Raw genomic sequence first — 21,221 nt, forward strand, 5'->3', positions numbered from 1 at the left:
CGTGTTGTTCGCACGTCTAGGACGGTAGCGTGTCGCGCATGGCTACACCTCTGGCGTACACCGCTCGCTACACCCATCCGGTCGAAGCGGTGCGCGCGGCGTTCTCCGACGAGCAGTACTGGAAGGCCCGGATCGAAGAGGTCGGCGGCCCCGGCGCCCGCATCGATTCCTTCCACGCCGAGGGCGACCAGGTCCGCGTGCAGATGGTGCAGGCCATCCCCGCCGAGCAGCTGCCGCCCGCCATCACCGCGGTGCGCCCCGGCGACCTGGTGATCCCGCGCGTGGAGACCTACCAGGGCACCTCCGGCACCGTCGAGGCCCACGTCGACGGCGCCCCCGCCAAGGTCACCGCCACCGCCACCCTGGCCGCCGACGGCACCGGCTCCACCGCCACCGTCACCGGCACCATCGAGGTGAAGATCCCACTCTTCGGCGGCAAGATCGAGGCCGCCATCTCCGAGCACCTGCTCGAGCTGCTGAACAACGAGGCCGCCTTCACCGAACAGTGGCTCGCCACGCACTGAGCGGTAACCTGTCTCGCTATGGCACGTCGACTGGATTACTCCGCCCGTTATCCGCTGCACACCACCGAGGAGCTGTACGCGGCGCTGCGGAGCAGGGATTACTGGGAAGCGCGCGTCGCCGAGATGCGTAAGTACGCACCGCACAACGAGGTGGTCAGCCACGAGGTGAGCGAGGACGGCATCGACGTCGTGCTCGCGCACACCCTGCCCAGGGAGATGCTGCCCGAGATCGCCCAGACGGTGATGCGCAAGGACATGGTCATCACCCGCAAGGAGAGCTGGGGCCCGTTCGAGCACGAGGAGACCGAGGGCCGGTTCTCCGCCTCGATTCCCGCGGGCCCGGGCAGCCTCAACGGCACCATCCGTCTGTTCCCCACCGAGACCGGCGCCACCATGCGCTTCTCCCCCACCGCCAAGGTGTTCATCCCCATGGTCGGCCCGCGCCTCGAGCAGCTCATGCTGGTGAACCTGGTCGACCTGTTCCGCGCCGAGCAGGAGGAGACCTCGCGCTGGTTGGAAACCGCGAAGTCCGTCTGACCCCGTGACCGACCCCCGCTCCCGCCGGAAGATCCTGCCCCCGGTCGGCACGATCACGCGCGGGACCACCGGGGTCAACCGGCTGCGCCGCTGCGACCGCTGGCTGGTCAACGACGACCTCGTCGGCTCCCGCCTGCGCGACGCTGCCGATCCGCTGGTGGTCGACCTCGGCTACGGCGCCGCCCCCTGGACGACCTTCGAACTGGCCGCGCGCCTGCGCACCATACGCCCGGACCTGCGCGTGGTCGGGCTCGAGATCGACCCGGCCCGCGTGGTGCCGGGGCGCGACGGCGTGCGGTTCGCCCGCGGCGGCTTCGAACTGGCCGGTCTGCGCCCGGTCCTGGTGCGCGCGTTCAACGTGCTGCGCCAGTACCCCGAGGACGCGGTGCCCGACGCGTGGTCGCGCATCCAGGGCCATCTCGCCCCCGGCGGCCTGCTCGTCGACGGCACCTGCGACGAACTCGGCCGCCGCAGCGCCTGGGTGCTGCTGGACCGCCACCGCCCGCTCTCGCTCACCCTGGCCTGGGACCCGTTCACCGTCGACCGCCCCTCCGACATCGCCGAGCGGCTCCCGAAAGTCCTGATCCACCGCAACATTCCGGGCGAACGCGTGCACGCCCTGCTCACCGCGGCCGACCAGGTCTGGGACCGCACCGCCGCGCTGGCACCGTACGGCCCGCGCATCCGCTGGCGCGAGGCGGCGAAGATGCTGCGCGCCAACGGTTTCCCGGTCCGTCGCTATCGGCGCCGGATGCGCGACTGCGTGCTGTCGGTGCCGTGGACCACCGTCGCGCCGAACGGCTGGTCAGACACCGGCTAACGCGCGCCGCACCCGCGCCGCCGCCCTGGGCGCCAATTGCCGCCCGCCCCACTGGATCTCGTCGGTGTCGCAGCGGTGGATGGCCACCGCGTCGGCGACCACCTCGTCCAGGGCCCGCTGCGAGATCTCGGTCTCGGCCAGATCCAGCACCGTGCGCACCGGCGTGGTGACCAGGAACGCCCCCGCCGACTCGATGTCCGGATCGGCCAACCTGCGCCGGGTGAGCACCAGTCGCGGCGTCACCGGCGGGCGCCCCGCCGACACCGACAGATGCAGGAAGCGCGGCTGTAATCGCCCGAGACCGTGCAGTTCGGCCGCGCTCTGATATGACACCGCCGCGGCCCCGTCGAACCAGGCCGCCCACATCGCGTACTCGTCGAGCGGGCCGGCCCGCCACTGCGTCAGCCGCATCATGCCGACCCCGGCCCTGGTCACCGAACCGTCGCCCAGGGCCGCCCTGACCTGGAGTTCGCAGCCGGTGCGCAGGACCTGGCGGGTGGTGAAGAAGCCCGCGTGGCGCCCCGCCAGGCGCCGTAGCACCCGCCACCGATGTTCCGCCGTCCCCGCCACCCGGCGCCGACCCTCGCCAGTCATGGATCCAGGCTACGCCGCCGAAAGTGCGCCAGGTCACACTTTGCTGTGAGGGCTTTCACGGCGTCCTCAGAGCAGGCACAGAATCTCGAGGAAGAATCCGTTGGCATGAGCACGCAGACGCCCCAACGTCCCAAGATCGGTCGGCGCACGCTGGTGATCGCGGTCGCCGTGGTCGCCGTGCTGCTCGTGGCGGCCATCGCGGGCACCGAAGCCTATGCCCGCCACCAGGTCTCCCGCTGCATCAGCAGCTCGTTCGAGCAGCAGATGGGTTCGAGCATCGACGTGGGCTTCGGCCCCAAACCGATGCTGCTCACCTACCTCGACGGCAAGGTCGGCTCGGTGACCATCGACAGCGAGGACAACAAATTCGGCCCCGCCGTGGGCATGGTCGTGCACGCCGAGTTCGAGGACATCGAGCTGGACAAGAGCAACGGCGGCGGCACCATCGGCAGCTCGCGGGCCGAGGTCACCTGGGACAACGACGGCATCCGTCAGACCCTCGGTGGCATGGTCAGCGGCGTGTCGTCCTCGGCGCGCGACAAGACGCTCACTCTCGACGTCCTCGGCGGTCTGGCCCAGCTCCAGGTGGTGCCCTCGGTGCGCGACGGCAATGTCTCGATCGAGACCAAGTCCGCGCAGCTGCTCGGCATCGGCCTGCCCACCGACCTGGTGCAGGGCATCGTCGAGACGTTCACCCAGAGCCTGCAGAGCTACCCGCTCGGCCTGCGGGCCAAGGACCTCCAGGTCACCGACGACGGCATCATCGTGCACCTCGAAGGCGGCCGGACCACCCTGGAATCGACCACCAATGGCACCGATCAGGCCCAGTTCACCTGCTGACCCGGGCTCAGGCCGGGAAGCCAGCCAGCACCGCGGCCGACTGCGAGAGGCCGAGCCGGGTGGCGCCCGCCGCGATCAGCGCGGCCGCGTCCTCGGCGGTGCGGATCCCGCCGCTGGCCTTCACCCCGAGCTTGCCGCCGACGGTCTCGGCCATCAGCCGCACCGCGTGCACGCTGGCCCCGCCCGCCGGATGGAACCCGGTCGAGGTCTTCACGAAATCGGCGCCGCCCCGCTCGGCGGCCCGGCACGCGCCCACGATCGCCTCGTCGCTCAACGCGGCCGACTCGATGATCACCTTGAGCACCGCCCGGTCGCCGATCGCCTCGCGCACGGTGATCACCTCGGCCAGCACGGCGTTGAAATCACCGGCCACCGCGGCGCCCACATCGATCACCATGTCGACCTCGTGCGCGCCCTGATCCACCGCCAGCCGGGCTTCAGCCCCCTTGACCAACGAGTGGTGCTTTCCGGACGGGAATCCGGCCACGGTGGCCACCACCAGCCCCGGCGCCCGCACCGGCAGCATCGAGGGCGACACGCAGATCGCGTACACCCCCAAAGCCCGCGCGTCCTCGATCAGCGCGCTCACCTGCTCGGCGGTGGCCTGCGGCGCGAGCAGGGTGTGGTCGATCAGCGCGGCCACGTCGGCCCGGGTCAGCGGCGTCGAGACGGTCATGAAAACGAGTCTGGCACACCGGCGAAAACCGAAACTTCATTGCGCTGCCGTACCCAGGTCGGGAAGACTTACACCTGGCGGTTCCACCAACCACCACCCAGATATCACGGAGGCGATTGTGCTCATCCGTCGTGAGATCCCCAACGATGCCGCGGCCATCGCCGAGATCCATCGTGGCGCGTTCGCCGCGCACTACGCCGAGGACCCGGCCGTCACCGAGCCGCCCGAGGTCGCCCTGGTCGAGGCGCTACGCGCCGACGAGTCGTGGATGCCGACCCTGTCGCTGGTCGCCCTGGAGAACGACACCGTCGTTGGCCACATCCTGCTCACCCGCGCCGGGATAGGCCCGTTCCCGGTGCTGGCGCTGGGCCCGCTCGGCGTCGACCCCGACCGGCACAAGACCGGGATCGGTTCGGCGCTGATGCACGCGGCCCTCGGCGCGGCCGACGCGATGGACGAACCGGTCGTCGGCCTGGTCGGTGACCCGATCTACTACTCGCGCTTCGGTTTCGTCCCCGGTGCCCGCCTGGGCATCGTGCCCGACGAGGCCGAGTGGGCCGAGTACTTCCAGGTGCGGCAGCTCACCGCCTACGACCCGGCCGTCACCGGCGAATTCCGCTACCCGGCCCCGTTCTACGCGCTCTGAGCCCTCACTCGAAGACCACCGTGCGCCTGCCGTGCACGAGCACCCGGCCCTCGAGGTGCCAGCGCAGGCCGCGGGCGAGCACCACCCGTTCGATGTCGCGGCCCTGACGCACCATGTCGCGCACGTCGTCGGCGTGGTCGACGCGGATCACGTCCTGTTCGAGGATCGGTCCCGCGTCCAGTTCGGCGGTGACGTAGTGGCAGGTCGCGCCGATGAGCTTCACCCCGCGCGCGTAGGCCTGGTGGTAGGGCCGCGCGCCGACGAAGGAGGGCAGGAAGCTGTGGTGGATGTTGATCGCCCGCCCGGCCCAGTGCTCGCACAGCGAGGCGGGCAGCACCTGCATGAAGCGGGCCAGCACCACCGCGTGCGGGTCGTGGCCGTCGACGAGCTCGCGCACCTGCTCGAAGGCGGGCCCGCGTTCGGCCGGGTCCTTCGGGAACGGCACGTAGTGGAACTTCACGCCGTGCGCCTCGGTCATCCCGGCCAGGTCGGGGTGGTTGCCGATGACGGCCTCGATGGTGGCGGGCAGTTCACCGGCGGCGGCGCGGCCGAGCAGGTCGTGCAGGCAGTGCCCGTCCTTGCTCACCAGCAGCACGGCCCGGCGCGGGGCGCCCGAGTCGTGCAGCTGCCAGTCGGTCTCGGGGCCGAACTCGGCGGCCACCTCGGCGAAGCGGGCGCGCAGTTCGTCGATGCCGAAGGGCACTGTCGCGGCCTTGACCGCCTGGCGGGTGAAGAACCAGCCGGTGTCCCCGTCGGAGTGGTAGCCCGCCTCCACGATCGAGCCGCCGAACTCGGCGATGAACGAGGAGATGCGGGCGATGATGCCCGGCCGGTCGGGGCACCCGAGGGTGAGCACGAACCGGCGATCATCCGAGGTCAGGGGGGCAGAACTCATGCCCCCAGTCTCGCAGGCGGTCAGGCCAGGGCGCGCGCGGGCTCACGGACCGAGGCGAGCACCCCGGCCAGCTCGGCGTTGAACAGGTCGTAGCGCTCGACATTGCCCAGATGACCGGTGGGCAGCACCTTGTGCCCGGCCAGGTTGCCCGCGGCGTCGAGCAGTTCGGCGAGGCGCTCGGCGTGCAGCGGCGGGGTGAGGTCGTCGCGGTCTCCGGCCAGCACGGTGGTGGGCACCGCGAGGTTGCGCGCGTCGTCGCCCAGGTGCAGCGCGGCCAGCACCAGGCCCCAGCGCGAGCGGGCCATCATCGGACAGCCGCGCACCACCGACAGCGCGTAGTCCAGGGTGGGGCGCGGGGCGTCGAGGGTCATCACCTGACGCGCGAAGATCCAGCGCACCGGCTTGATCGGCGGCAACACCACCGGGGTGCCGAGGATGAGCTTGCCCAGCCAGTCCGGCGTCGGCATGGCGCGACCGCGCAGCAGGCGCAGCGGCTTGTTCAGACCGGGGACCATGGTGGAGACCTCGACCAGCGAGTGCGCGCCGGTGTTGGTGAGCAGCACGGCGGCGGCCCGCTCGGCGACCTTCTCCGGGTAGCGCCCGGCCCAGGAGATCAGCGTCATGCCGCCCATGCTGTGGCCGACGAGCACCGCGCGCTGACCGGGCAGCAGCGCCGCCTCGAGCACGTCCTCGAGGTCGTCGGCGAGCAGGGCCGGGCTCGGCTTGGCGTAGCCGTCGGTGGACTCACCGTGGCCGCGCTGGTCGTAGGCGATGACGCGGTATTCCCCGGCGAAGGCGTTGATCTGGGCGTTCCAGTACTCGATCGAGCAGGTCCAGCCGTGGGCGAACACGATGACCGGCGCGTCGACGGGTCCGTAGGCGTGTACCCGCAGTCGCGCGCCGTCGGCGGTGACCACCGGGATCACCTCGGGCGTGGCCCGGGGCGGATCGAAGGCGGCGACCCCGTGCCTGCGGGTCCGCAGGTCGGCCCGGTGGGCAGCCAGGGTGGACTTGATCGCGGCGAGCATCGTTGCGCGCATCGGCACACTCCTTCGTGTTACTGCTAGATACAGTAACACCGCGTACCACTGAAACGCGAGGGTCGCCGCGCGGGCGATTTCCCTACCAGCGCGGGCGCTGGACCTCGTCCACCTTGGGCCGCACGTCGGCCAGATAGATGCCCGTGGCGATGATCGCGATGAACGAGGTGAGCATGAAACCGCCCACCCCGAGCAGCAGGAAGATCAACGCACCGGCCAGGATCGCCAACCAGATCGGCTTGGTCAGCTTGTCCACCGCCGTGAACGCCTCCGCGCGCTGCCGCACGGCATGGATCAGGGCGAAAATCGTCGCGCCGAGCGCCGCCAGCCACAGGACCAGCAGGATCATCGACGTCAATCCATGCACCATGTTCACACCCCCATCATACGAACAGCGGCCCCGCGCACCAGGAGTGCGCGGGGCCGCAGGGCTCCCCAAAAAAGGATCGTCGTACAACCCCTAGATCTTCTTGGGCGCGGCCTTCTTGGCGGGGGCCTTCTTGGCCGGAGCCTTCTTGGCGGCGGGCGCCTTGGTGACCGGGGCGGCGACGGCCTCGGTGGTCACCTCGACGACCTCGGCGTCGACGACGGCCGCGGCCTTCGCGACAGCGGTCTCGGCCTTGGCGACGACGTTCTCGGCCTCGACCTTGCCACGACCCAGCAGGTCGTTGACCTTGGCCAGGGCGTCCTCGGCGCGCGCGGAGGCGTCCTTGTACAGGGTCTCGACGCGGCCGATCTGCTCGTCGACGGCCTGGTTGGCACGCAGCCGGTCGACGGTCTCCTCACCGCGCACGGCGAGGTCGGCGTAGATGTCGAGGGCCTGGCGGTAGTACTGCTCGGCCAGCTTGCGCAGTTCCTCGGTGGTGAACTTCTCGCGCAGCTCGGCGAGGTCCTCCGGCAGCTCCGAGGGCAGGCCCGACAGGCGCTCACGGATGGTCTCGAACTGCGCCTGCACGTCGGCGGGCACGTTGGCGAAGCGCTCACGGGCCTCGTCGACGCGGGCCTGCACATCGGTGGTGGCGACGCGCTCGCGGACGTCGGCGACGACGTCGTTCACGGCGGTGTAGATCGCGTCACCGGCACCGACGGTGGCGAACAGGGGCTTGGTCACGGTAGCGGTCTTCTCGGTCATCAGTCTTCGTTCTCCTGGCGTGGCGGAGTGTCAGTTGTCGTGAACGAAACGTCGCTGTCCCGTTCGTTCCCCCCTGAGCCGGTTTCCTCCCCGTTCTCCCGGCGAAACGACTCATAGATTTCCAGCAACACCTGTTTCTGCCGTTCGGTCACCGAAGTGTCCGCCAGCAGGGCGTCCCTGACCGGGCTGTGCGGCCGCTGCTCGAGATATCCGGCCCGCACGTACAACACCTCCGAAGAGACCCGCAGTGCCTTGGCGATCTGCGCGAGTACTTCGGCGGAGGGATTGCGCAATCCGCGTTCGATCTGGCTCAGGTACGGATTGCTCACCCCTGCCAGGGCGGCGAGCTGACGCAGGGACACCTGCGCGGCTTCGCGCTGGGACCTGATGAAACCTCCGATGTCTTGAGCCGCGTGCGCTACGCGACCCTCGGGCTGGTCTGCCATCACTCACCTTCTGGCGTTGTGTCTTCAATACTAGGGCAGGGTGCTAGCTATTGCAAGCACTTGTGTTAGCACAGGTTCCGCTAACGATTCTCTCAGCCGAACATCAGCTGCGAGATCGTGTAGATGGTCAGACCGGCGAGTGAGCCGACGACCGTGCCGTTGATCCTGATGAACTGCAGATCCCGGCCGACCTGCAGTTCGATCTTCCGACTCGCCTCGTCGGCGTCCCAACGCGCGACCGTGTCGGTGACCAGGGTGGTGATCTCGGCGGAGTAGTTACCGACCAGATAGCGAGCGCCCCGGTCGATCCAACCGTCCACCTTGCCGCGCATCGCCGGGTCGTCGCGCAAGCGCTCACCGAGCTGTTGCACATTCTCGGCCACCTTGCGGCGCAGCGTGGAATCGGGGTCCTCGGCCGATTCCAGGATCAGCCGCTTGGCCGCGCGCCAGGTGGCCTCGGCCATGCCGGTGATCTGCTCGCGGCCCATGATCTCGGCCTTGACCTTCTCGGCCTTGGCGATCATGGCCTCGTCGTGCTGCAGGTCGTCGGCGAATTCCTGCAGGAAGCGGGTGGCCGCGCGGCGCAGTTCGTGCTCCGGGTCCGAGCGCACCTTCCAGGTGAACTCCACCAGCTCGCGATAGATCCGCTCCGAGAGCAGCGTGTTGACGAACTTCGGCGCCCACTGCGGCGCGTCGCGCAGCACGATCCGGTCGATCGTCTCCTGCGAACCCAGCGCCCACTGGTGCGCGCGCTCGGCCAGCAGGTCGATCAGCGGCAGCTGGCGGTTGTCGGCGATGAGCTCGCTGAGCACCCGCCCGATCGGCGGGCCCCACAGCGGTTCGGCGATCCGCTTGACGATGGTGTTGTCGATGATCTGCTCGACGTCCTCGTCGCGCAGCACGCCCACCACCGCGGTCAGAATGGTCGCGCTCTCCTGCGCCACCCGCGCGGCGTGTCCCGGATCGGCCATCCACCGACCCACCCGCAGCGAGATCTGCGCCGAGTCCAGGCGCGCGGAGACCACATCGGGAGCCAGGAAGTTGGTGCCGACGAACGCGCCGAGGCTCTCGCCGAGCTGGTCCTTCTTCTTGCGGATGATCGCGGTGTGCGGGATGGGCAGGCCCAGCGGGTGCTTGAACAGCGCGGTCACCGCGAACCAGTCGGCCAGCGCGCCGACCATGCCCGCCTCCGAGGCGGCCCGCACATAACCCACCCACTCGCCACCGCCGCCGCGCGACTCGATCCAGCGGCACAGCAGGTACACCACGCTCGCCACCACCAGGAAGCCGGTGGCCAGCGCTTTCATCTTGAAGAGGTCGCGTTTCTTGCCCGCCTCGTCGGTCATGACCGCGAAACCCGCGGGCTCGGTGCGCGGCGCGAGAACCGCCGTGGTGCCGGGAGCTTTCTCCATAGCCACCATTCTGCTGTGCGCGGGCCGCCTACGCCGCCGCCCACCCGCGTGGCGCCGCGCACGCATCGATCCGACCGCGCGGTTCGCGATAACGCGCGGGTACCGACCGGAGTGTGGTAAATGCCCCAACGTGGGCCAAACGAGCGACGCCCCACACAACCGGGCATAAGCTGTATGCCGAGAGAGGCCACATCGATCACAAGGGGGCTGTTCTGTCCACCGAAGACCTTGTCGAGATCGGCGAGCCGACCGGCCGAGCCGCCGTGCGCGGCGGCGGCGTCGACGGCCGCAAACGGCGGTGGCGGCAGCACAAGATCGACCGCCGCGAAGAGCTCGTCGACGGCACGCTCAACGCCATCCGCACCCGCGGCAGCCAGGCGGGCATGGACGAGATCGCCACCGAGATCGGCGTGTCCAAGACCGTCCTGTACCGCTACTTCGCGGACAAGAACGACCTGGTGCACGCCACCATGCAGCGCTTCATCGAGACCACGCTGCTGCCGCGCGTCTACGGCGCGATCAACCTCGACGCCGACGAGTACCAGCTGGTGCGCGCCGCGATGACCGAGTACGTCGGCACCGTCGACGACGACCCCGAGGTCTACCGGTTCATCATGAGCAACACCGCGGGCGACAAGTCCTCGCTGGCGGAGTTCGAGCGCCTCTTCGCCGAGGTGGTCACCGCCGTGCTCATCGACCGGGCCGGGGCCAAGGGTGTGCGCACCGACGGCGCGATGCTGTGGTCCTATGTGCTGGTCGGCGGCATCCAGCTGGCCACGCACTGGTGGACCACCACCGAGAAGGCCATGCCGCGCCAGGACGTCATCGACTACCTGACGATGATGGCGTGGAGCGCCATCGAGGGCGTGGCCAAGGCGGGCGGCTCGCCCGAGGTCTTCACCGCCCAGACCCACGAACTCCCCGAGATCCCACCCGCCACGTCCTGACCGGCGCTTTCCTCCGTTCGAGGGAGGGGGGCTCGACATCGAGCCGTGGTTGGTTACGCTGAACCGAGCGGGGCGCTGTGGCTTGCGTCACCGCAGGCGGCCGTGTGCCGTCATGCGCGTCGGCACCAACGGAGGTACCTCGATGGCGAAGAACGTGCCGACATCCCGGCTGGCCCGCGGGACGAAGCTGGGGGCGGTGGCGGCGAGTTCGGTCATCCGATCCAAGAAGACCCGGCTCTCGATGCGCGGCAGGTCAGAGGCGGTACGCGCCCGGATGGCCGAGGAGTCGATGATCCGCACCACCGAACAGGTGGTCATGGTGCTGGGCACCATGAAGGGCGTCGCCATGAAGCTGGGGCAGATGATGTCGGTGCTGGATCTGGATCTGGTGCCTGAGGACCATCGCGAACGCTTCCAGCAGCGCCTGGCGGTGCTGCGCAATGCGGCGCCGACGGTGTCGTTCGAGTCCATGCGCGAGGTGATCGAGCAGGATTTCGGCCGCCCGCTCACCGAGTTGTTCGCCGAGTTCGATGCCGAGCCGATCGCGGCCGCCTCGATCGGGCAGGTCTACAAGGCGCGCCTGCACGACGGACGCAACGTCGCGGTGAAGGTGCAGTACCCCGGCGTCGACATCGCGGTGCGCGCCGATCTGAAGAACCTCACCATGTTCCGCCGGGTGCTGGCCTCGGCCATGCCGTGGATCACCCCGGCCGTGCTCGACGAGCTGAAGCTCAATATGGAGGCCGAGCTCGACTACCGGGCCGAGGCCGCCACCCAGTCCGAGATCGCCGAGCTCTATCGCGGGCACCCCTTCATCGTGGTGCCGGACGCGGTTCCGGAGCTGTCGACCACGCGCGTGCTGGTCAGCGAGTTCATCGAGGGCACCGGCTTCGAGGACATCGCCAAGATGCCCGCCGCCGAGCGCGACCGGGTGGGCGAGATCGTCTACCGGTTCTACGTGGGCTCGCTGTTCACCTTCAACGAGTTCTGCGGTGACCCGCATCCGGGCAATGTCCTGCTGGCCGCCGACGGCCGCGTCGCCTTCCTGGACTTCGGCCTGTTCAACCGGATGGACCCGAAGCTGGTGCACTTCGAGAAGCTGTGCCTGCGCGCGGCCGCCGAGGAACGCGCCGAGGACCTGCGCCAGCTCATGATCGACCGGGGCGTCATCGACTCGCCCGAGGAGATCGGCGCCGAGGAGTGTCTCGAGTACGTACTCGCGGCCTCGGAGTGGTGCCTCGTCGACGAGACCCTCACCATCACTCCCGAGCTGGCCAGCGGCGCGTTCCTGCTCGCCGTCGACCCGCGTGCCAGCGAGTTCACCGGCATGAAGCAGCAGAATCTGCCGCCCGAGCACCTGTTCTCCCGCCGCGCCGACTTCCTCACCTTCGGCATGCTCGGCCAGCTCGACTGCACCGCCAACTGGCATTCGATCGCCAGGGAATGGCTCTACGACGAACCGCCGGTCACCGAGTTGGGCCGGGCCCATCACGAGTGGCTGGCCGCCCGCCCGCAGAAACCGGCCAAGAAACCCCGCAAGGCCACCTCCCGATGAAAGGCAGCTCCATGCCGCAGTCCCGCGAGTTCGACCTGATCCTGTTCGGCGCGACCGGATTCGTCGGCAAACTCACGGCCGAATACCTGCTCACCGCCGCGCCCGCGGGCGCCAAGATCGCGCTGGCCGGTCGCTCGGCGGGCAAGCTCGCCGCGACCCGCGCCGATCTCGGCCCGGCCGCCGCGCACTGGGATCTGGTGATCGCCGATTCCAGCGACCCGGCCTCGCTGGCCGCGATGGCCGAGCGCACCACCGTGGTGGTCACCACGGTCGGCCCCTACCTGCGCTACGGCATGGCACTGCTGGGCGCGTGCGCCGCCGCGGGCACCCACTACGCCGACCTCACCGGCGAGCCGCTGTTCATCCACGACGCCATCGAGCAGTTCGAGCAGACCGCGGTGGAGACCGGCGCCAAGATCGTCAATTCCTGTGGCTACGACTCGATTCCGTCGGACCTGAGCGTCTACGAGATCTATCGCGCCACCGTCACCGACGACACCGGAGAACTCGAGGACACCACCCTGGTCGCCTATCTCAAGGGCGGCATGAGCGGTGGCACCATCGATTCCGGCCGCGCCATGATGGAGGACATCGCCGCCGACTCGAGCCGCGCCAAGATCATCGCCCACCCGTACTCGCTGAGCCCGGACCGCGCGATGGAACCCGAGGTGGGCCGCCAGTCCGACCAGGCCCTGGCCCGCGCCGAGAGCATCGACCCGAGCCTGGACGGCTGGGTCACCACCTTCGTGATGGCCTCGCACAACACCAAGGTCGTGCGCCGCACCAACGGCCTGCTCGGCTGGGCCTACGGCAAGCAGTTCCGCTACCGCGAGGTGATGAACGCGGGCAACTCCCCCGCCGCGCCGCTGGTCGCCGCCGGGATCGCGGGCGGCATCGTGGCCGGGATGGCCTCGGGCGCGGTGCTGTCGCGGGTGTCGCTGGGCCGCAAGCTGCTCGACCGGATCCTGCCCAAGCCCGGCACCGGCCCCAGCGAGCAGGCCCGCCGCAGCGGCTGGTTCACCATGAAGACCTTCGCGCGCACCAGCTCCGGCGCCAAGTACCAGGCCACTTTCTCCGGCACCGGCGACCCCGGCTACCAGGCCACCGCCGTGCTGCTCGGCCAGAGCGGGCTGTGTCTGGCCTTCGACCAACTGCCCGAGCGCGCCGGTGTGCTCACCCCGGCCTCGGCCATGGGCGAGGCGCTCACCGCGCGGCTGCGCGAGGCGGGCATGACCATCGAGGTCGCTCGGCGGTGAATCTCGCGCGCAAGACCATGAACGCCCCGGCGCTGGCGGCGGTATACGAGCACGCGTGGCGACCCGCGCTGTTCTACCTCGCCAGCGGCCGGACCACCGGCAGCGACCGGCGTGACGCCGTGGCCGCGCTGCGGATCGCGGGCACCGAGCACAAGGTCCTCGATCTGGCCTGTGGCCCCGGCAATTTCACCCGCTACCTCAGCGAGCACCTCACCGGCGACGGGTACGTCACCGGCCTGGACTACTCCGAGCCGATGCTGGCCAAGGCCACCACCGACAACGCGGGCCCACGCGTCGGCTACGTGCGCGGGGACGCGCGCGTCCTGCCCTTCGCCGACGGCACCTTCGACGCCGTCTGCTGCTTCGGCGCGCTCTACCTCATCCCCGACCCGATCGCCGCCACCCGCGAGATGATCCGCGTGCTGGCTCCCGGCGGCCGCATCGCCATCACCACCAGTTTCCGCGAGGACAACCTCTTCGGCACCGCCAGCACCGTCGCCGCCAGCCTCGGCGGCCTGCGCCTGTTCGACCGCGACACCTTCCCGCACCTGTTCGCCGAATCCGGCCTCACCGATGTCGACCAGCGCGTCCACCGCTTCATGCAGTACGTGGAGGCCAGCCGCCCGGCCTAGACCAGGCTCAGCCAGTAGTCCTGGAACTTCAGGAAGACCAGCAGCAGGACCACCGCGTAGAAGACCACGACCAGCGTCCAGCGCCATTCGGCGAGGATGCGCATCGGGCCCCGGGAGCGGGACCATGCCTCCTGGGTGGCGACCGCGAACAGCACCGGGGTCGCCACCCAGACCACCATGCAGTACGGGCACAGCGCGTTGATCCGGTAGAGGCTCTGGAAGATCAGCCAGCAGATGCCGCCGACGCCCAGCACGGTGCCCACCCACAGCCCACCCCAGATCCAGCGCGGGAACCCGACCCCGACCACCGACAGCACGCCGAGGGTGACCACCACCGAGAAGCCGACCACGCCGATCAGCGGGTTGGGGAAGCCGAACACCGCGGCCTGGTCGGTCTTCATCACCGACCCGCACGAGAGCACCGAATTGATGCTGCACGAGGTGACGTAGTCGGGGTCGACGAACAGCTTGAACCGTTCGACGGTGAGCGCGAACGACGCCAGCCAGCCCGCCAGCCCGGCGATCAGCAACAGCCAGGCGGCGCGGGCGGGGGCGGTGATCATTTCGCGGCGTCAGCGATCACGGCGGCCAGGCCGTTCTCGGTGAAGATCGCGTCGGTCTGGTTCAACTGGCCGTTGATGAACACCGACGGGGTGGACTTCACGCCGCTGGTCAGCGTGGTCTGGGTGACCTGCTGGATGTAGTCGGCGTACGGCTTGCCCTTGATGCACTCGGCCACGGCCGGATCGGTGTAGCCGACCTCGGTGGCGATCTCGATCAGCTCGTCGTCGGTATGACCGGCGCCGCCCTCGGGCGTCTGCTTCTCGAACATGGTCTGCAGCCAGGTCTGGTACTTGCTCGGGTCGGACTTGGCCACACAGAAGGAGGCGTTGGCCGCGCGCGAGGAGTACTGGTTGGTGGAGGCCTTGTCGAGGAAGGAGATGATCTGGTACTCGACGACCGCGGTGCCGTCGGCGGTGGCCTGGGCCAGCGCGGCGCCGTTGGCGGCCTCGAACTCCTTGCAGGCCGGGCACTGCAGGTCGGCCACGACGCGCACCTTCACCGGGGCGTCCGGGTTGCCGATGCGCACCGTGCCGGTGTCGGTGACCGAACCGCCGGTGGCGGGTAGCTGCGCGGCCGAGCCCGTCGCGGTGTCGGTGTCGGAATCGGAGCGGTTGACCGCGATCCCGATGCCGATGGCCGCGATCAACGCGACCAGGACCGCGGCGACACCGATCTGGATCGCCACCTTGCGCCGCTTGTCGGCTGCTTCGGCCGCCGCCAGCGGGTTCTTGCCGGTGCTCACGTCGTCACACGCCTTTCGTTCGGTGTCACCCCCGTCGGGGACATCATGCGGGCCGAACCTGAGATTTTCCGAAAAGTCCGGATCAGGATTCGTCGAGCCTGCGCAGCTGCTCGTCGATGTCGAAATCGGCGGGTGGCCAGTCGAGATCGAGTCCGGTCAGCGCGTCGATCAGCAGTTCGGTGACGGCCAGTCGCGCGTACCACTTGTGGTCGGCGGGCAGCACGTACCAGGGCGCGTGATCGGTGTTCGTGCGCGCGAGCAGGTCCTGGTACGCCTTCTGGTATTCCGGCCAATAGGCGCGTTCGGAGATGTCGGAGGGATTGAACTTCCAGTACTTGTCCGGGCGTTCCAGCCGTTCGCGCAGCCTGCGCTTCTGCTCGTCGAGGGAGACGAACATGGCCACCTTCACGATGACGGTCCCCATCTCGGCGACCTCCTTCTCGAAGGCGTTGATCAGGTCGTAGCGCGGTTCCCACTCCGACTGCGGCACCAGCTCGTGCACCCGCACCACCAGCACGTCCTCGTAGTGGGAGCGGTCGAACACCCCGAGCTGGCCGTGCGCGGGCAGCCGCTTGCGGATGCGCCAGAGGAAATCGTGCTGCAGTTCCTCGGAGGTCGGCACGCCGAAGGACGCGTGGTCGACGCCTTGCGGATCGACCGACCCGATGACGTGCCGCACGATGCCACCCTTGCCCGCGGTGTCCATGCCCTGCAGCACCAGCAGCACGCTGCGGTTTCCCCCGGTGCGTCCGTGCGCGAACAGTTTCTCCTGCAGTCCCGAGAGCACCTCGCCGCGTTCGGTGAGCAGTTGCTTGCCCAGCCGCTTGTCGCCGGTGAAGCCGGGCGTGGCCGAGGTGTCGAGATCGGCCACGTTCTGTCCGTCGGCGCGCAGCGCGGTGGTGACGGGCTCGGCCCAGTGTTTCGCCATTTCCCATGCCTACCACTACTGCGCGCGATTGCCGGGCAAGCTCGACGCAATCGTTGTCTGCCAGCAGGCCACCCCCGCCGGGTCGGCGATCTCGGCCCGGTGCACGTAGACCGGGTCCACCCCGGCCGCCCGCTGCGCGCGATAGTCGGCCAGCAGCCGGAACGCCACCACGCCGAGTGGCAGGATCGCGGCCAGGTTGACCAGCGCCATCACGCCCATGAACACATCGGCCAGGTTCCAGATCAGGCTCACCGAGCCCAGCGCGCCGCCGAACACCGCCACCAACACCAGCACCCGGAACCCGGTGAGCACCTCGGGCCTGCCGGTGATGAACTCGATATTGGATCGGCCGTAGTAGAAATTGCCGATCATCGAGCTGAACGCGAGCATGAACACCACCGCGGTGAGCACGTGCCCCGCCCAGCTGCCGAGGCTGGCTTGCAGCGCGCTCTGGGTGAGGTCGGCGCTGCGCCGTTCGGACAGGTCCGGGTCGCTGGTCAGGATGATGAACGCGGTGATCGAGCAGATGAGCAGCGTGTCGAAGTAGACGCCCAGCGACTGCACCAGCCCCTGCTTCACCGGATGCGAGACATCGGCGGCCGCGGCGGCATTGGGCGAGGACCCCAATCCGGCCTCGTTGGAGAACATCCCACGCCGGATGCCCTGCGCGATCGCCGTCCCGATCCCGCCGCCGACCACCTCGCGCACCCCGAACGCCCCACCGACGATATCGGCCACCACGCGCGGCAGATCGTCGATATTGAGCAGTACCACCGCGATCCCCAGCAGCAGATACACGATCGCCATCACCGGAACCAGCACCTCGGTGATGTGGCTGATCCGACGCACCCCGCCGAAGATCACCAGGCCGAGCAACACCACCAGCCCCAGCCCGATCAGCGGCGCGAACCAGTCGCCGTCCAGCCCCGACAGCGAGGCCCGCCCCGTCGCGACGATGGTGTTGGACTGCACCGCGTTGAACACGAAACCGAAGGTCAGCGTGATGATCACCGCGAACACCAGCCCCTGCCAGCGCCGCCGCAACCCATGTTCCATGTAGTACGCGGGCCCGCCGCGAAAGGTCCCCGGTTCCCGCTCCGGCCGCTTGTAGAGCTGCGCCAACGTCGACTCCACGAACGCCGAGGCCGCCCCCAAGGTGGCCATCGCCCACATCCAGAACACCGCGCCGGGCCCGCCGACACTGATCGCCGTCGCCACCCCCGCGATATTGCCCGTCCCCACCCGCGCCGCCGCCGAGATACTGAACGCCCCGAACGCCGACACCGACTTCTTCCCGTCCGCGGCGGGCGCCCCCTTCTCCGTCACCGCCCGGAACATCTCCGGCACCATCCGCAGCTGCACCACCCCGCTGCGCACCGTGAAATAGACCCCCGCCCCGATCACCAGCGGAATCAGCAACCAGTTCCAGAACACATCGTTGACATCGACTACCACCGAATTCAGCGTGTCCATCCCGCGCACGCTACCGCCGACAGCGGCTCCGGCCGCTCAGGCTGGGCGCGGTGTGCCCGCCGTGGTCAGCGCGGGCCGAAGGCGTGCGCCAGATCCGCGTTACCGAACGCGACCGGCACCACGCCGTCAACGCTGTACCGGTACAGCGCGGTCTGATAGATCCCGGTCAGCGCCGAGACCACCACCGCGGCCAGGATCACCCAGACGCTGCCCAGCAGCACCCCGAGCACCGCCACGGCGACACTCGTCCCGACCGCCAGCAGACCCGCGATCACCAGCAGCGCACCGGGAATCATCAGCAGCACACCGAAGACCCCGAGTCCCACATTGCCGACGACGTTCTCGCCCCAGGTCCGCTTCATCGACTCCGCCGAGTCCTTCACCGCGTCGACGAGCCCCCGATCGGCCAGCACCATCTTCGGCAGCACCAGAAAAGACACCACCTGCCAGGCGGTCCCCGCGATCGCGGTCAGAATCGTGCCGAGGAACCCGAGCCGGTCCTGCACGATCCGCAACACCTGCGACACGGTCGCGGAAATCAACGCCCACACCAGAATCCGCGGCCACCGCGCCCCCGCCGCCCGCACCCCACCGGCCACACTGGGATCACCACCGCGCATCGCGAGATCGGCCTGCGAGATCAACGCGGCATTGAAGAACACCGTCACGAACGCCGAGGCCAGATACATCGCCCCGAACAGCACATACGTCAGCACCGCCGACCGATCCCACAGATCCGAGGCCGCGATCGGCACGACGAACGTCACCGTCACCGCCAAGCTCGCCACCCCCGACAACACCGGAAAGACCGTCAACTCCTTCGACGACCTCAACACCGCCGCCGACGTCTTGAACATCCGCCAAGAATTCCCGAACGCCACCACAATCCCCCCACCGAATCGAACGACCGAACGCCCCACCCTAACCGCCCGCTCAGCGCAGCACATCCTCCACGGAAGTAGCCGTCAGCACCTGATCGATCCACCGATCCAGCTCGACCACACTCGCCCCCCGAACCCGCTCACCCACCCCCTCCGAAACCTCCCCGAACTTGCGACCGAGCAACCGCAGCAACGTCTCCACCCTGGCCCGCGCTTCCCCACGGGCCTCACCACGAGCCACCAACTGTTCAAAAGTGATCACAACAGCCTCCCTCGCCTGCGGCTCCAGCTGGTCGATCAATGGACCGAACCGTTCCGGCTCGACATCGCTGACACACCCAATGTACGAAGGTCGGCGTGGTTGGAGGTCAGTTGGGCGTGCCTGTGGCGAGGACGACGTCGACGACGCGGGTGGTGCCGTCGGGGGCGGTGACTTCGAGGCGGACCAGGTCGGCGGGCTTGCGGACGTTGATGGCGGCGCTGAGCGCCTTGGCGGTGGTGACGGTGGTGCCGTCGACGGCGGTGATCACGTCGCCGTCGGAGATACCGGCCTGGCGGGCGGGTTGGCCGTAGAAGGACCAGGTCACGCGGGCTCCGGCGGTGGGATGGGCGTCGACGATCTGGACGCCGAGGGTGGCGGTGGGGCCGATGTGGACGGTGTCGGTGGGGGTGCCGGAGCGGATCTGGTCCACGATCCGCATGGCGGTGTCGATCGGCACCGCGTAGCCGTTGGCCGGTCTGTTCTCCAGTTCGGCGGGGGTGCGCTCGCCGGAGGCGGCGGTGATCACCCCGACGACCGCGCCGGTGCCGTCGGCCAGCGCGCCACCGGACTGCCCACCGACCACCGGCGCCGCGATCTCGACCATGCCGCGCAGCGACTTGCGGGACATGTCGGCGGAGTTCATCGCCACGATCGCCGCGTCCAGGTCGGTGATCGGACCGGCGACCGCGGTGGGCGCGCCGCCGTCGCCGCCCGCGTCGCCGATGGCGAGCACGTCCTGGCGCATGCGCAGGTCGGCGGAGGTGCCCAGCCGCGCGGCCGTCAGCCCGGACGCGCCAGCCAGCGAGAGCAGCGCGATATCGGCCGAGGAGTCGTAGCCCAGCACGGTGGCCTCGTAGATCAACCCGTTGCCGATATCGGTCACCGTCAACTGATCGGCACCCTTGATCACGTGGTGGCTGGTGAGGATCTGGCCGTCCTCGGTGAGCACGATCCCCGACCCGGCCGCGGCGATCCCCAACGGCGCCGCCTCCACCTCGATATTGACCAGCGCGGGCTGCACCTGGTCGGCCACCAGCACCGGATCCAGCGGAATCAGCGGCGGGGCCTGCGCGATCGCGGCCACCTCACCCACCGGGCCGGAGCCGGGAAGCGTCAGCTCACCGCGGACGCCGAGAAACGCGGCGACCCCGAACACGGCGACGACCAGCATCGCCAGCACCCGTCCACCTCGCACGTGTGTGTCCTCTCTCGCGAGCCGACTCCTCCATTGTTACCCGCGATTCCCCACGCGCCGGTCTCGATCCGGACGCGGTGGGTTGGCAAACGACACATGCGCCGGTAGGCATAGGGACATGAGCAAAGCCGCTGCCTACGCCCTGCCGTCCGCCGACGGGTCCTTCGAGAAGGTCACCATCGAGCGCCGTGAGCTCGGCCCCGACGACGTACTGATCGACATCAAGTTCGTGGGCATCTGCCACTCCGACATCCACACCGCCCGCGACGAGTGGGGCGGCACCAAATATCCGTGCGTGCCCGGCCACGAGATCGCGGGCATCGTCGCCGCCACCGGCTCGTCCGTGCGCAAGTACCAGGTCGGCGACCGGGTCGGCGTCGGCTGCCTGGTGAACTCGTGCGGCACCTGCGAGCCGTGTCTGGCGGGCGAGGAACAGTACTGCGCGCGCGGCGCGAGCTGGACCTACAACTCACCGGTCCCCGAGCAGACCCAGCCCGGCGGCTACACCCTCGGCGGCTACTCGACCCAGATCGTGGTCACCGAGAACTTCGTCGTCGCGATTCCCGAGGGCATCGACCTCGATGTCGCCGCGCCGCTGCTGTGCGCGGGCATCACGCTGTACTCCCCGCTCAAGCATTGGAACGCCGGGCCGGGCAAGAAGGTCGCGATCATCGGTATGGGCGGGCTCGGGCACGTCGGGGTGAAGATCGCGGCCGCGCTGGGCGCCGAGGTCACCGTGCTCAGCCAGTCGCTGCGCAAGCGCGACGACGGCCTGCGCATGGGCGCCACCCACTACTACGCGACCAGCGACAAGGAAACCTTCCGGCAGCTGCGCAACAGCTTCGACCTGATCATCAACACCGTCTCCGCCGACCTGCCCATCGACAACTACCTGCGCCTGCTCGCCCTCGACGGCAGCCTGGTCATCCTCGGCCTGCCCGAGAACCCGATGACCGTCCACGGCCGCAACCTCGCCGCCTACCGCCGCTCCCTGGCCGGTTCGATGATCGGCGGCATCGCCCAGACCCAGGAGATGCTCAACTTCTGCGCCTCCCACGGCATCGGCGCCGACATCGAACTGATCTCCGCCGACGAGATCGACTCGGCCTACGACCGCGTCATCGCCAGCGACGTGCAGTACCGCTTCGTCATCGACGTGGCGACCATCTGAGTTTTTGGAGCGCTGGCGCGCTCGAGTCGCGGTCCCTAGGGGTCGCGGGGGCG

The 21,221-nt window shown here is 69.2% G+C and carries 26 protein-coding genes; 10 read left to right on the plus strand and 16 right to left on the minus strand.

Annotation, left to right across the window (positions count from 1 at the left end):
* Positions 1–38: 38 nt before the first annotated feature.
* The 3 genes from QC180_RS06035 to QC180_RS06045 are packed head-to-tail and all read left to right on the plus strand — an operon-like array spanning position 39 to position 1,881.
* The gene (locus QC180_RS06035) at positions 39–524 is read left to right on the plus strand and encodes a DUF2505 domain-containing protein (protein WP_278261586.1); all 486 of its coding nucleotides are present in this window, start codon (positions 39–41) and stop codon (positions 522–524) included.
* 18 nt (positions 525–542) lie between these two features.
* Positions 543–1,061: a DUF2505 domain-containing protein gene (locus tag QC180_RS06040; protein ID WP_278261587.1), complete on the plus strand. Its 519-nt coding sequence runs from the start codon at positions 543–545 to the stop codon at positions 1,059–1,061.
* 4 nt (positions 1,062–1,065) lie between these two features.
* On the plus strand, positions 1,066–1,881 hold the full coding sequence (locus QC180_RS06045) for a class I SAM-dependent methyltransferase (protein WP_278261588.1): 816 nt from the start codon (positions 1,066–1,068) through the stop codon (positions 1,879–1,881).
* On the opposite strand, the gene QC180_RS06050 is transcribed toward QC180_RS06045, so the two are convergent.
* Positions 1,867–2,475, minus strand: a complete 609-nt coding sequence (locus QC180_RS06050; RefSeq protein ID WP_278261589.1) for a hypothetical protein — start codon at positions 2,473–2,475, stop codon at positions 1,867–1,869. The two genes, QC180_RS06045 and QC180_RS06050, sit on opposite strands and share 15 nt — an antisense overlap.
* Positions 2,476–2,580: 105 nt before the next feature.
* On the opposite strand from QC180_RS06050, the gene QC180_RS06055 reads away from it, so the two are divergent.
* Positions 2,581–3,315, plus strand: a complete 735-nt coding sequence (locus QC180_RS06055; RefSeq protein WP_278261590.1) for an LmeA family phospholipid-binding protein — start codon at positions 2,581–2,583, stop codon at positions 3,313–3,315.
* A 7-nt stretch (positions 3,316–3,322) separates the two neighbouring features.
* Here QC180_RS06055 and deoC read toward each other — a convergent pair whose 3' ends face one another.
* Positions 3,323–3,991, minus strand: a complete 669-nt coding sequence (gene deoC, locus QC180_RS06060; protein ID WP_278261591.1) for a deoxyribose-phosphate aldolase — start codon at positions 3,989–3,991, stop codon at positions 3,323–3,325.
* A 118-nt stretch (positions 3,992–4,109) separates the two neighbouring features.
* On the opposite strand from deoC, the gene QC180_RS06065 reads away from it, so the two are divergent.
* Positions 4,110–4,637 (plus strand): GNAT family N-acetyltransferase, encoded by a 528-nt coding sequence (locus QC180_RS06065; protein WP_278261592.1) that lies wholly within the window; start codon positions 4,110–4,112, stop codon positions 4,635–4,637.
* 4 nt (positions 4,638–4,641) lie between these two features.
* On the opposite strand, the gene purU is transcribed toward QC180_RS06065, so the two are convergent.
* The 6 genes from purU to QC180_RS06095 all read right to left on the minus strand — a co-directional run bounded on the left by purU (position 4,642) and on the right by QC180_RS06095 (position 9,562).
* The gene (gene purU, locus QC180_RS06070) at positions 4,642–5,532 is read right to left on the minus strand and encodes a formyltetrahydrofolate deformylase (protein WP_278261593.1); all 891 of its coding nucleotides are present in this window, start codon (positions 5,530–5,532) and stop codon (positions 4,642–4,644) included.
* A 20-nt stretch (positions 5,533–5,552) separates the two neighbouring features.
* Positions 5,553–6,572, minus strand: coding sequence for an alpha/beta fold hydrolase (locus QC180_RS06075; protein WP_278261594.1), 1,020 nt, complete (start codon positions 6,570–6,572; stop codon positions 5,553–5,555).
* 82 nt (positions 6,573–6,654) lie between these two features.
* Positions 6,655–6,942, minus strand: a complete 288-nt coding sequence (locus QC180_RS06080; protein WP_278261903.1) for a DUF2516 family protein — start codon at positions 6,940–6,942, stop codon at positions 6,655–6,657.
* A 90-nt stretch (positions 6,943–7,032) separates the two neighbouring features.
* Positions 7,033–7,704: a heparin-binding hemagglutinin gene (locus QC180_RS06085; RefSeq protein ID WP_278261595.1), complete on the minus strand. Its 672-nt coding sequence runs from the start codon at positions 7,702–7,704 to the stop codon at positions 7,033–7,035.
* A complete protein-coding gene (locus QC180_RS06090; protein ID WP_278261596.1) occupies positions 7,704–8,150 on the minus strand; it encodes a helix-turn-helix domain-containing protein in 447 nt (148 codons plus the stop codon). The genes QC180_RS06085 and QC180_RS06090 overlap by 1 nt, the downstream gene beginning before the upstream one ends.
* Before the next feature lie 92 nt (positions 8,151–8,242).
* The gene (locus tag QC180_RS06095; RefSeq protein WP_474646394.1) at positions 8,243–9,562 is read right to left on the minus strand and encodes a DUF445 domain-containing protein; all 1,320 of its coding nucleotides are present in this window, start codon (positions 9,560–9,562) and stop codon (positions 8,243–8,245) included.
* A gap of 263 nt (positions 9,563–9,825) precedes the next feature.
* Between QC180_RS06095 and QC180_RS06100 the strand changes: the two genes are divergently transcribed.
* Complete coding sequence (locus QC180_RS06100; RefSeq protein ID WP_278261597.1) at positions 9,826–10,509, plus strand: TetR/AcrR family transcriptional regulator; 684 nt, start codon at positions 9,826–9,828, stop codon at positions 10,507–10,509.
* An 87-nt stretch (positions 10,510–10,596) separates the two neighbouring features.
* Here the strand turns inward: QC180_RS06100 and QC180_RS06105 are convergent, their stop codons facing one another.
* Positions 10,597–10,827 carry a hypothetical protein gene (locus QC180_RS06105; RefSeq protein WP_278261598.1) on the minus strand — a complete coding sequence of 77 codons (231 nt, stop codon included), beginning with the start codon at positions 10,825–10,827 and terminating at the stop codon, positions 10,597–10,599.
* On the opposite strand from QC180_RS06105, the gene QC180_RS06110 reads away from it, so the two are divergent.
* Genes QC180_RS06110 through QC180_RS06120 form a run of 3 tightly spaced genes read left to right on the plus strand, consistent with a single transcriptional unit; the run spans position 10,799 to position 13,952 of the window.
* Positions 10,799–12,064 carry an ABC1 kinase family protein gene (locus QC180_RS06110; RefSeq protein WP_278261599.1) on the plus strand — a complete coding sequence of 422 codons (1,266 nt, stop codon included), beginning with the start codon at positions 10,799–10,801 and terminating at the stop codon, positions 12,062–12,064. The genes QC180_RS06105 and QC180_RS06110 overlap by 29 nt on opposite strands.
* An 11-nt stretch (positions 12,065–12,075) precedes the next feature.
* A complete protein-coding gene (locus QC180_RS06115; RefSeq protein ID WP_278261600.1) occupies positions 12,076–13,320 on the plus strand; it encodes a saccharopine dehydrogenase family protein in 1,245 nt (414 codons plus the stop codon).
* The gene (locus QC180_RS06120) at positions 13,317–13,952 is read left to right on the plus strand and encodes a class I SAM-dependent methyltransferase (RefSeq protein WP_278261601.1); all 636 of its coding nucleotides are present in this window, start codon (positions 13,317–13,319) and stop codon (positions 13,950–13,952) included. Before QC180_RS06115 ends, QC180_RS06120 begins: the two co-directional genes overlap by 4 nt.
* On the opposite strand, the gene QC180_RS06125 is transcribed toward QC180_RS06120, so the two are convergent.
* The 7 genes from QC180_RS06125 to QC180_RS06155 form a co-directional block, all read right to left on the minus strand.
* Complete coding sequence (locus QC180_RS06125; RefSeq protein WP_278261602.1) at positions 13,949–14,515, minus strand: vitamin K epoxide reductase family protein; 567 nt, start codon at positions 14,513–14,515, stop codon at positions 13,949–13,951. The genes QC180_RS06120 and QC180_RS06125 overlap by 4 nt on opposite strands.
* Entirely contained in the window at positions 14,512–15,258 is a 747-nt protein-coding gene (locus tag QC180_RS06130; protein WP_278261603.1) for a DsbA family protein, read from the minus strand. Before QC180_RS06130 ends, QC180_RS06125 begins: the two co-directional genes overlap by 4 nt.
* Positions 15,259–15,340: 82 nt before the next feature.
* Positions 15,341–16,186, minus strand: coding sequence for a PPK2 family polyphosphate kinase (locus tag QC180_RS06135; protein WP_278261604.1), 846 nt, complete (start codon positions 16,184–16,186; stop codon positions 15,341–15,343).
* Positions 16,187–16,201: 15 nt separating this feature from the next.
* Positions 16,202–17,659, minus strand: coding sequence for an alanine/glycine:cation symporter family protein (locus QC180_RS06140; RefSeq protein ID WP_278261605.1), 1,458 nt, complete (start codon positions 17,657–17,659; stop codon positions 16,202–16,204).
* 65 nt (positions 17,660–17,724) lie between these two features.
* Positions 17,725–18,516, minus strand: coding sequence for a DUF6159 family protein (locus QC180_RS06145; protein WP_278261606.1), 792 nt, complete (start codon positions 18,514–18,516; stop codon positions 17,725–17,727).
* Positions 18,517–18,592: 76 nt separating this feature from the next.
* Positions 18,593–18,841 carry a DUF4351 domain-containing protein gene (locus tag QC180_RS06150; protein WP_278261607.1) on the minus strand — a complete coding sequence of 83 codons (249 nt, stop codon included), beginning with the start codon at positions 18,839–18,841 and terminating at the stop codon, positions 18,593–18,595.
* Between the two features lie 67 nt (positions 18,842–18,908).
* A complete protein-coding gene (locus QC180_RS06155; RefSeq protein ID WP_278261608.1) occupies positions 18,909–19,997 on the minus strand; it encodes a S1C family serine protease in 1,089 nt (362 codons plus the stop codon).
* A 118-nt stretch (positions 19,998–20,115) separates the two neighbouring features.
* Here QC180_RS06155 and QC180_RS06160 point away from each other — a divergent pair, with 118 nt between their 5' ends.
* Positions 20,116–21,168 carry an NAD(P)-dependent alcohol dehydrogenase gene (locus QC180_RS06160; protein WP_278261609.1) on the plus strand — a complete coding sequence of 351 codons (1,053 nt, stop codon included), beginning with the start codon at positions 20,116–20,118 and terminating at the stop codon, positions 21,166–21,168.
* Positions 21,169–21,221: the final 53 nt, after the last annotated feature.

Source organism: Nocardia anocheti (genome assembly GCF_029675105.1).
Lineage (GTDB): Bacteria > Actinomycetota > Actinomycetes > Mycobacteriales > Mycobacteriaceae > Nocardia.

Excerpts from the sequence above, each read along its gene's own strand:
- QC180_RS06075 (WP_278261594.1), bottom strand. The coding sequence starts at position 6,572 with ATGCGCGCAACGATGCTCGCCGCGATCAAGTCCACCCTGGCTGCCCAC.
- QC180_RS06055 (WP_278261590.1), top strand. The coding sequence starts at position 2,581 with ATGAGCACGCAGACGCCCCAACGTCCCAAGATCGGTCGGCGCACGCTG.
- QC180_RS06050 (WP_278261589.1), bottom strand. The coding sequence starts at position 2,475 with ATGACTGGCGAGGGTCGGCGCCGGGTGGCGGGGACGGCGGAACATCGG.
- deoC (WP_278261591.1), bottom strand. The coding sequence starts at position 3,991 with ATGACCGTCTCGACGCCGCTGACCCGGGCCGACGTGGCCGCGCTGATC.
- QC180_RS06110 (WP_278261599.1), top strand. The coding sequence starts at position 10,799 with ATGATCCGCACCACCGAACAGGTGGTCATGGTGCTGGGCACCATGAAG.
- QC180_RS06040 (WP_278261587.1), top strand. The coding sequence starts at position 543 with ATGGCACGTCGACTGGATTACTCCGCCCGTTATCCGCTGCACACCACC.
- QC180_RS06145 (WP_278261606.1), bottom strand. The coding sequence starts at position 18,516 with ATGTTCAAGACGTCGGCGGCGGTGTTGAGGTCGTCGAAGGAGTTGACG.
- QC180_RS06035 (WP_278261586.1), top strand. The coding sequence starts at position 39 with ATGGCTACACCTCTGGCGTACACCGCTCGCTACACCCATCCGGTCGAA.
- QC180_RS06085 (WP_278261595.1), bottom strand. The coding sequence starts at position 7,704 with ATGACCGAGAAGACCGCTACCGTGACCAAGCCCCTGTTCGCCACCGTC.
- QC180_RS06080 (WP_278261903.1), bottom strand. The coding sequence starts at position 6,942 with ATGGTGCATGGATTGACGTCGATGATCCTGCTGGTCCTGTGGCTGGCG.
- purU (WP_278261593.1), bottom strand. The coding sequence starts at position 5,532 with ATGAGTTCTGCCCCCCTGACCTCGGATGATCGCCGGTTCGTGCTCACC.
- QC180_RS06125 (WP_278261602.1), bottom strand. The coding sequence starts at position 14,515 with ATGATCACCGCCCCCGCCCGCGCCGCCTGGCTGTTGCTGATCGCCGGG.
- QC180_RS06135 (WP_278261604.1), bottom strand. The coding sequence starts at position 16,186 with ATGGCGAAACACTGGGCCGAGCCCGTCACCACCGCGCTGCGCGCCGAC.
- QC180_RS06160 (WP_278261609.1), top strand. The coding sequence starts at position 20,116 with ATGAGCAAAGCCGCTGCCTACGCCCTGCCGTCCGCCGACGGGTCCTTC.
- QC180_RS06140 (WP_278261605.1), bottom strand. The coding sequence starts at position 17,659 with ATGGACACGCTGAATTCGGTGGTAGTCGATGTCAACGATGTGTTCTGG.
- QC180_RS06095 (WP_474646394.1), bottom strand. The coding sequence starts at position 9,562 with ATGGAGAAAGCTCCCGGCACCACGGCGGTTCTCGCGCCGCGCACCGAG.
- QC180_RS06115 (WP_278261600.1), top strand. The coding sequence starts at position 12,076 with ATGCCGCAGTCCCGCGAGTTCGACCTGATCCTGTTCGGCGCGACCGGA.
- QC180_RS06090 (WP_278261596.1), bottom strand. The coding sequence starts at position 8,150 with ATGGCAGACCAGCCCGAGGGTCGCGTAGCGCACGCGGCTCAAGACATC.
- QC180_RS06105 (WP_278261598.1), bottom strand. The coding sequence starts at position 10,827 with ATGACCACCTGTTCGGTGGTGCGGATCATCGACTCCTCGGCCATCCGG.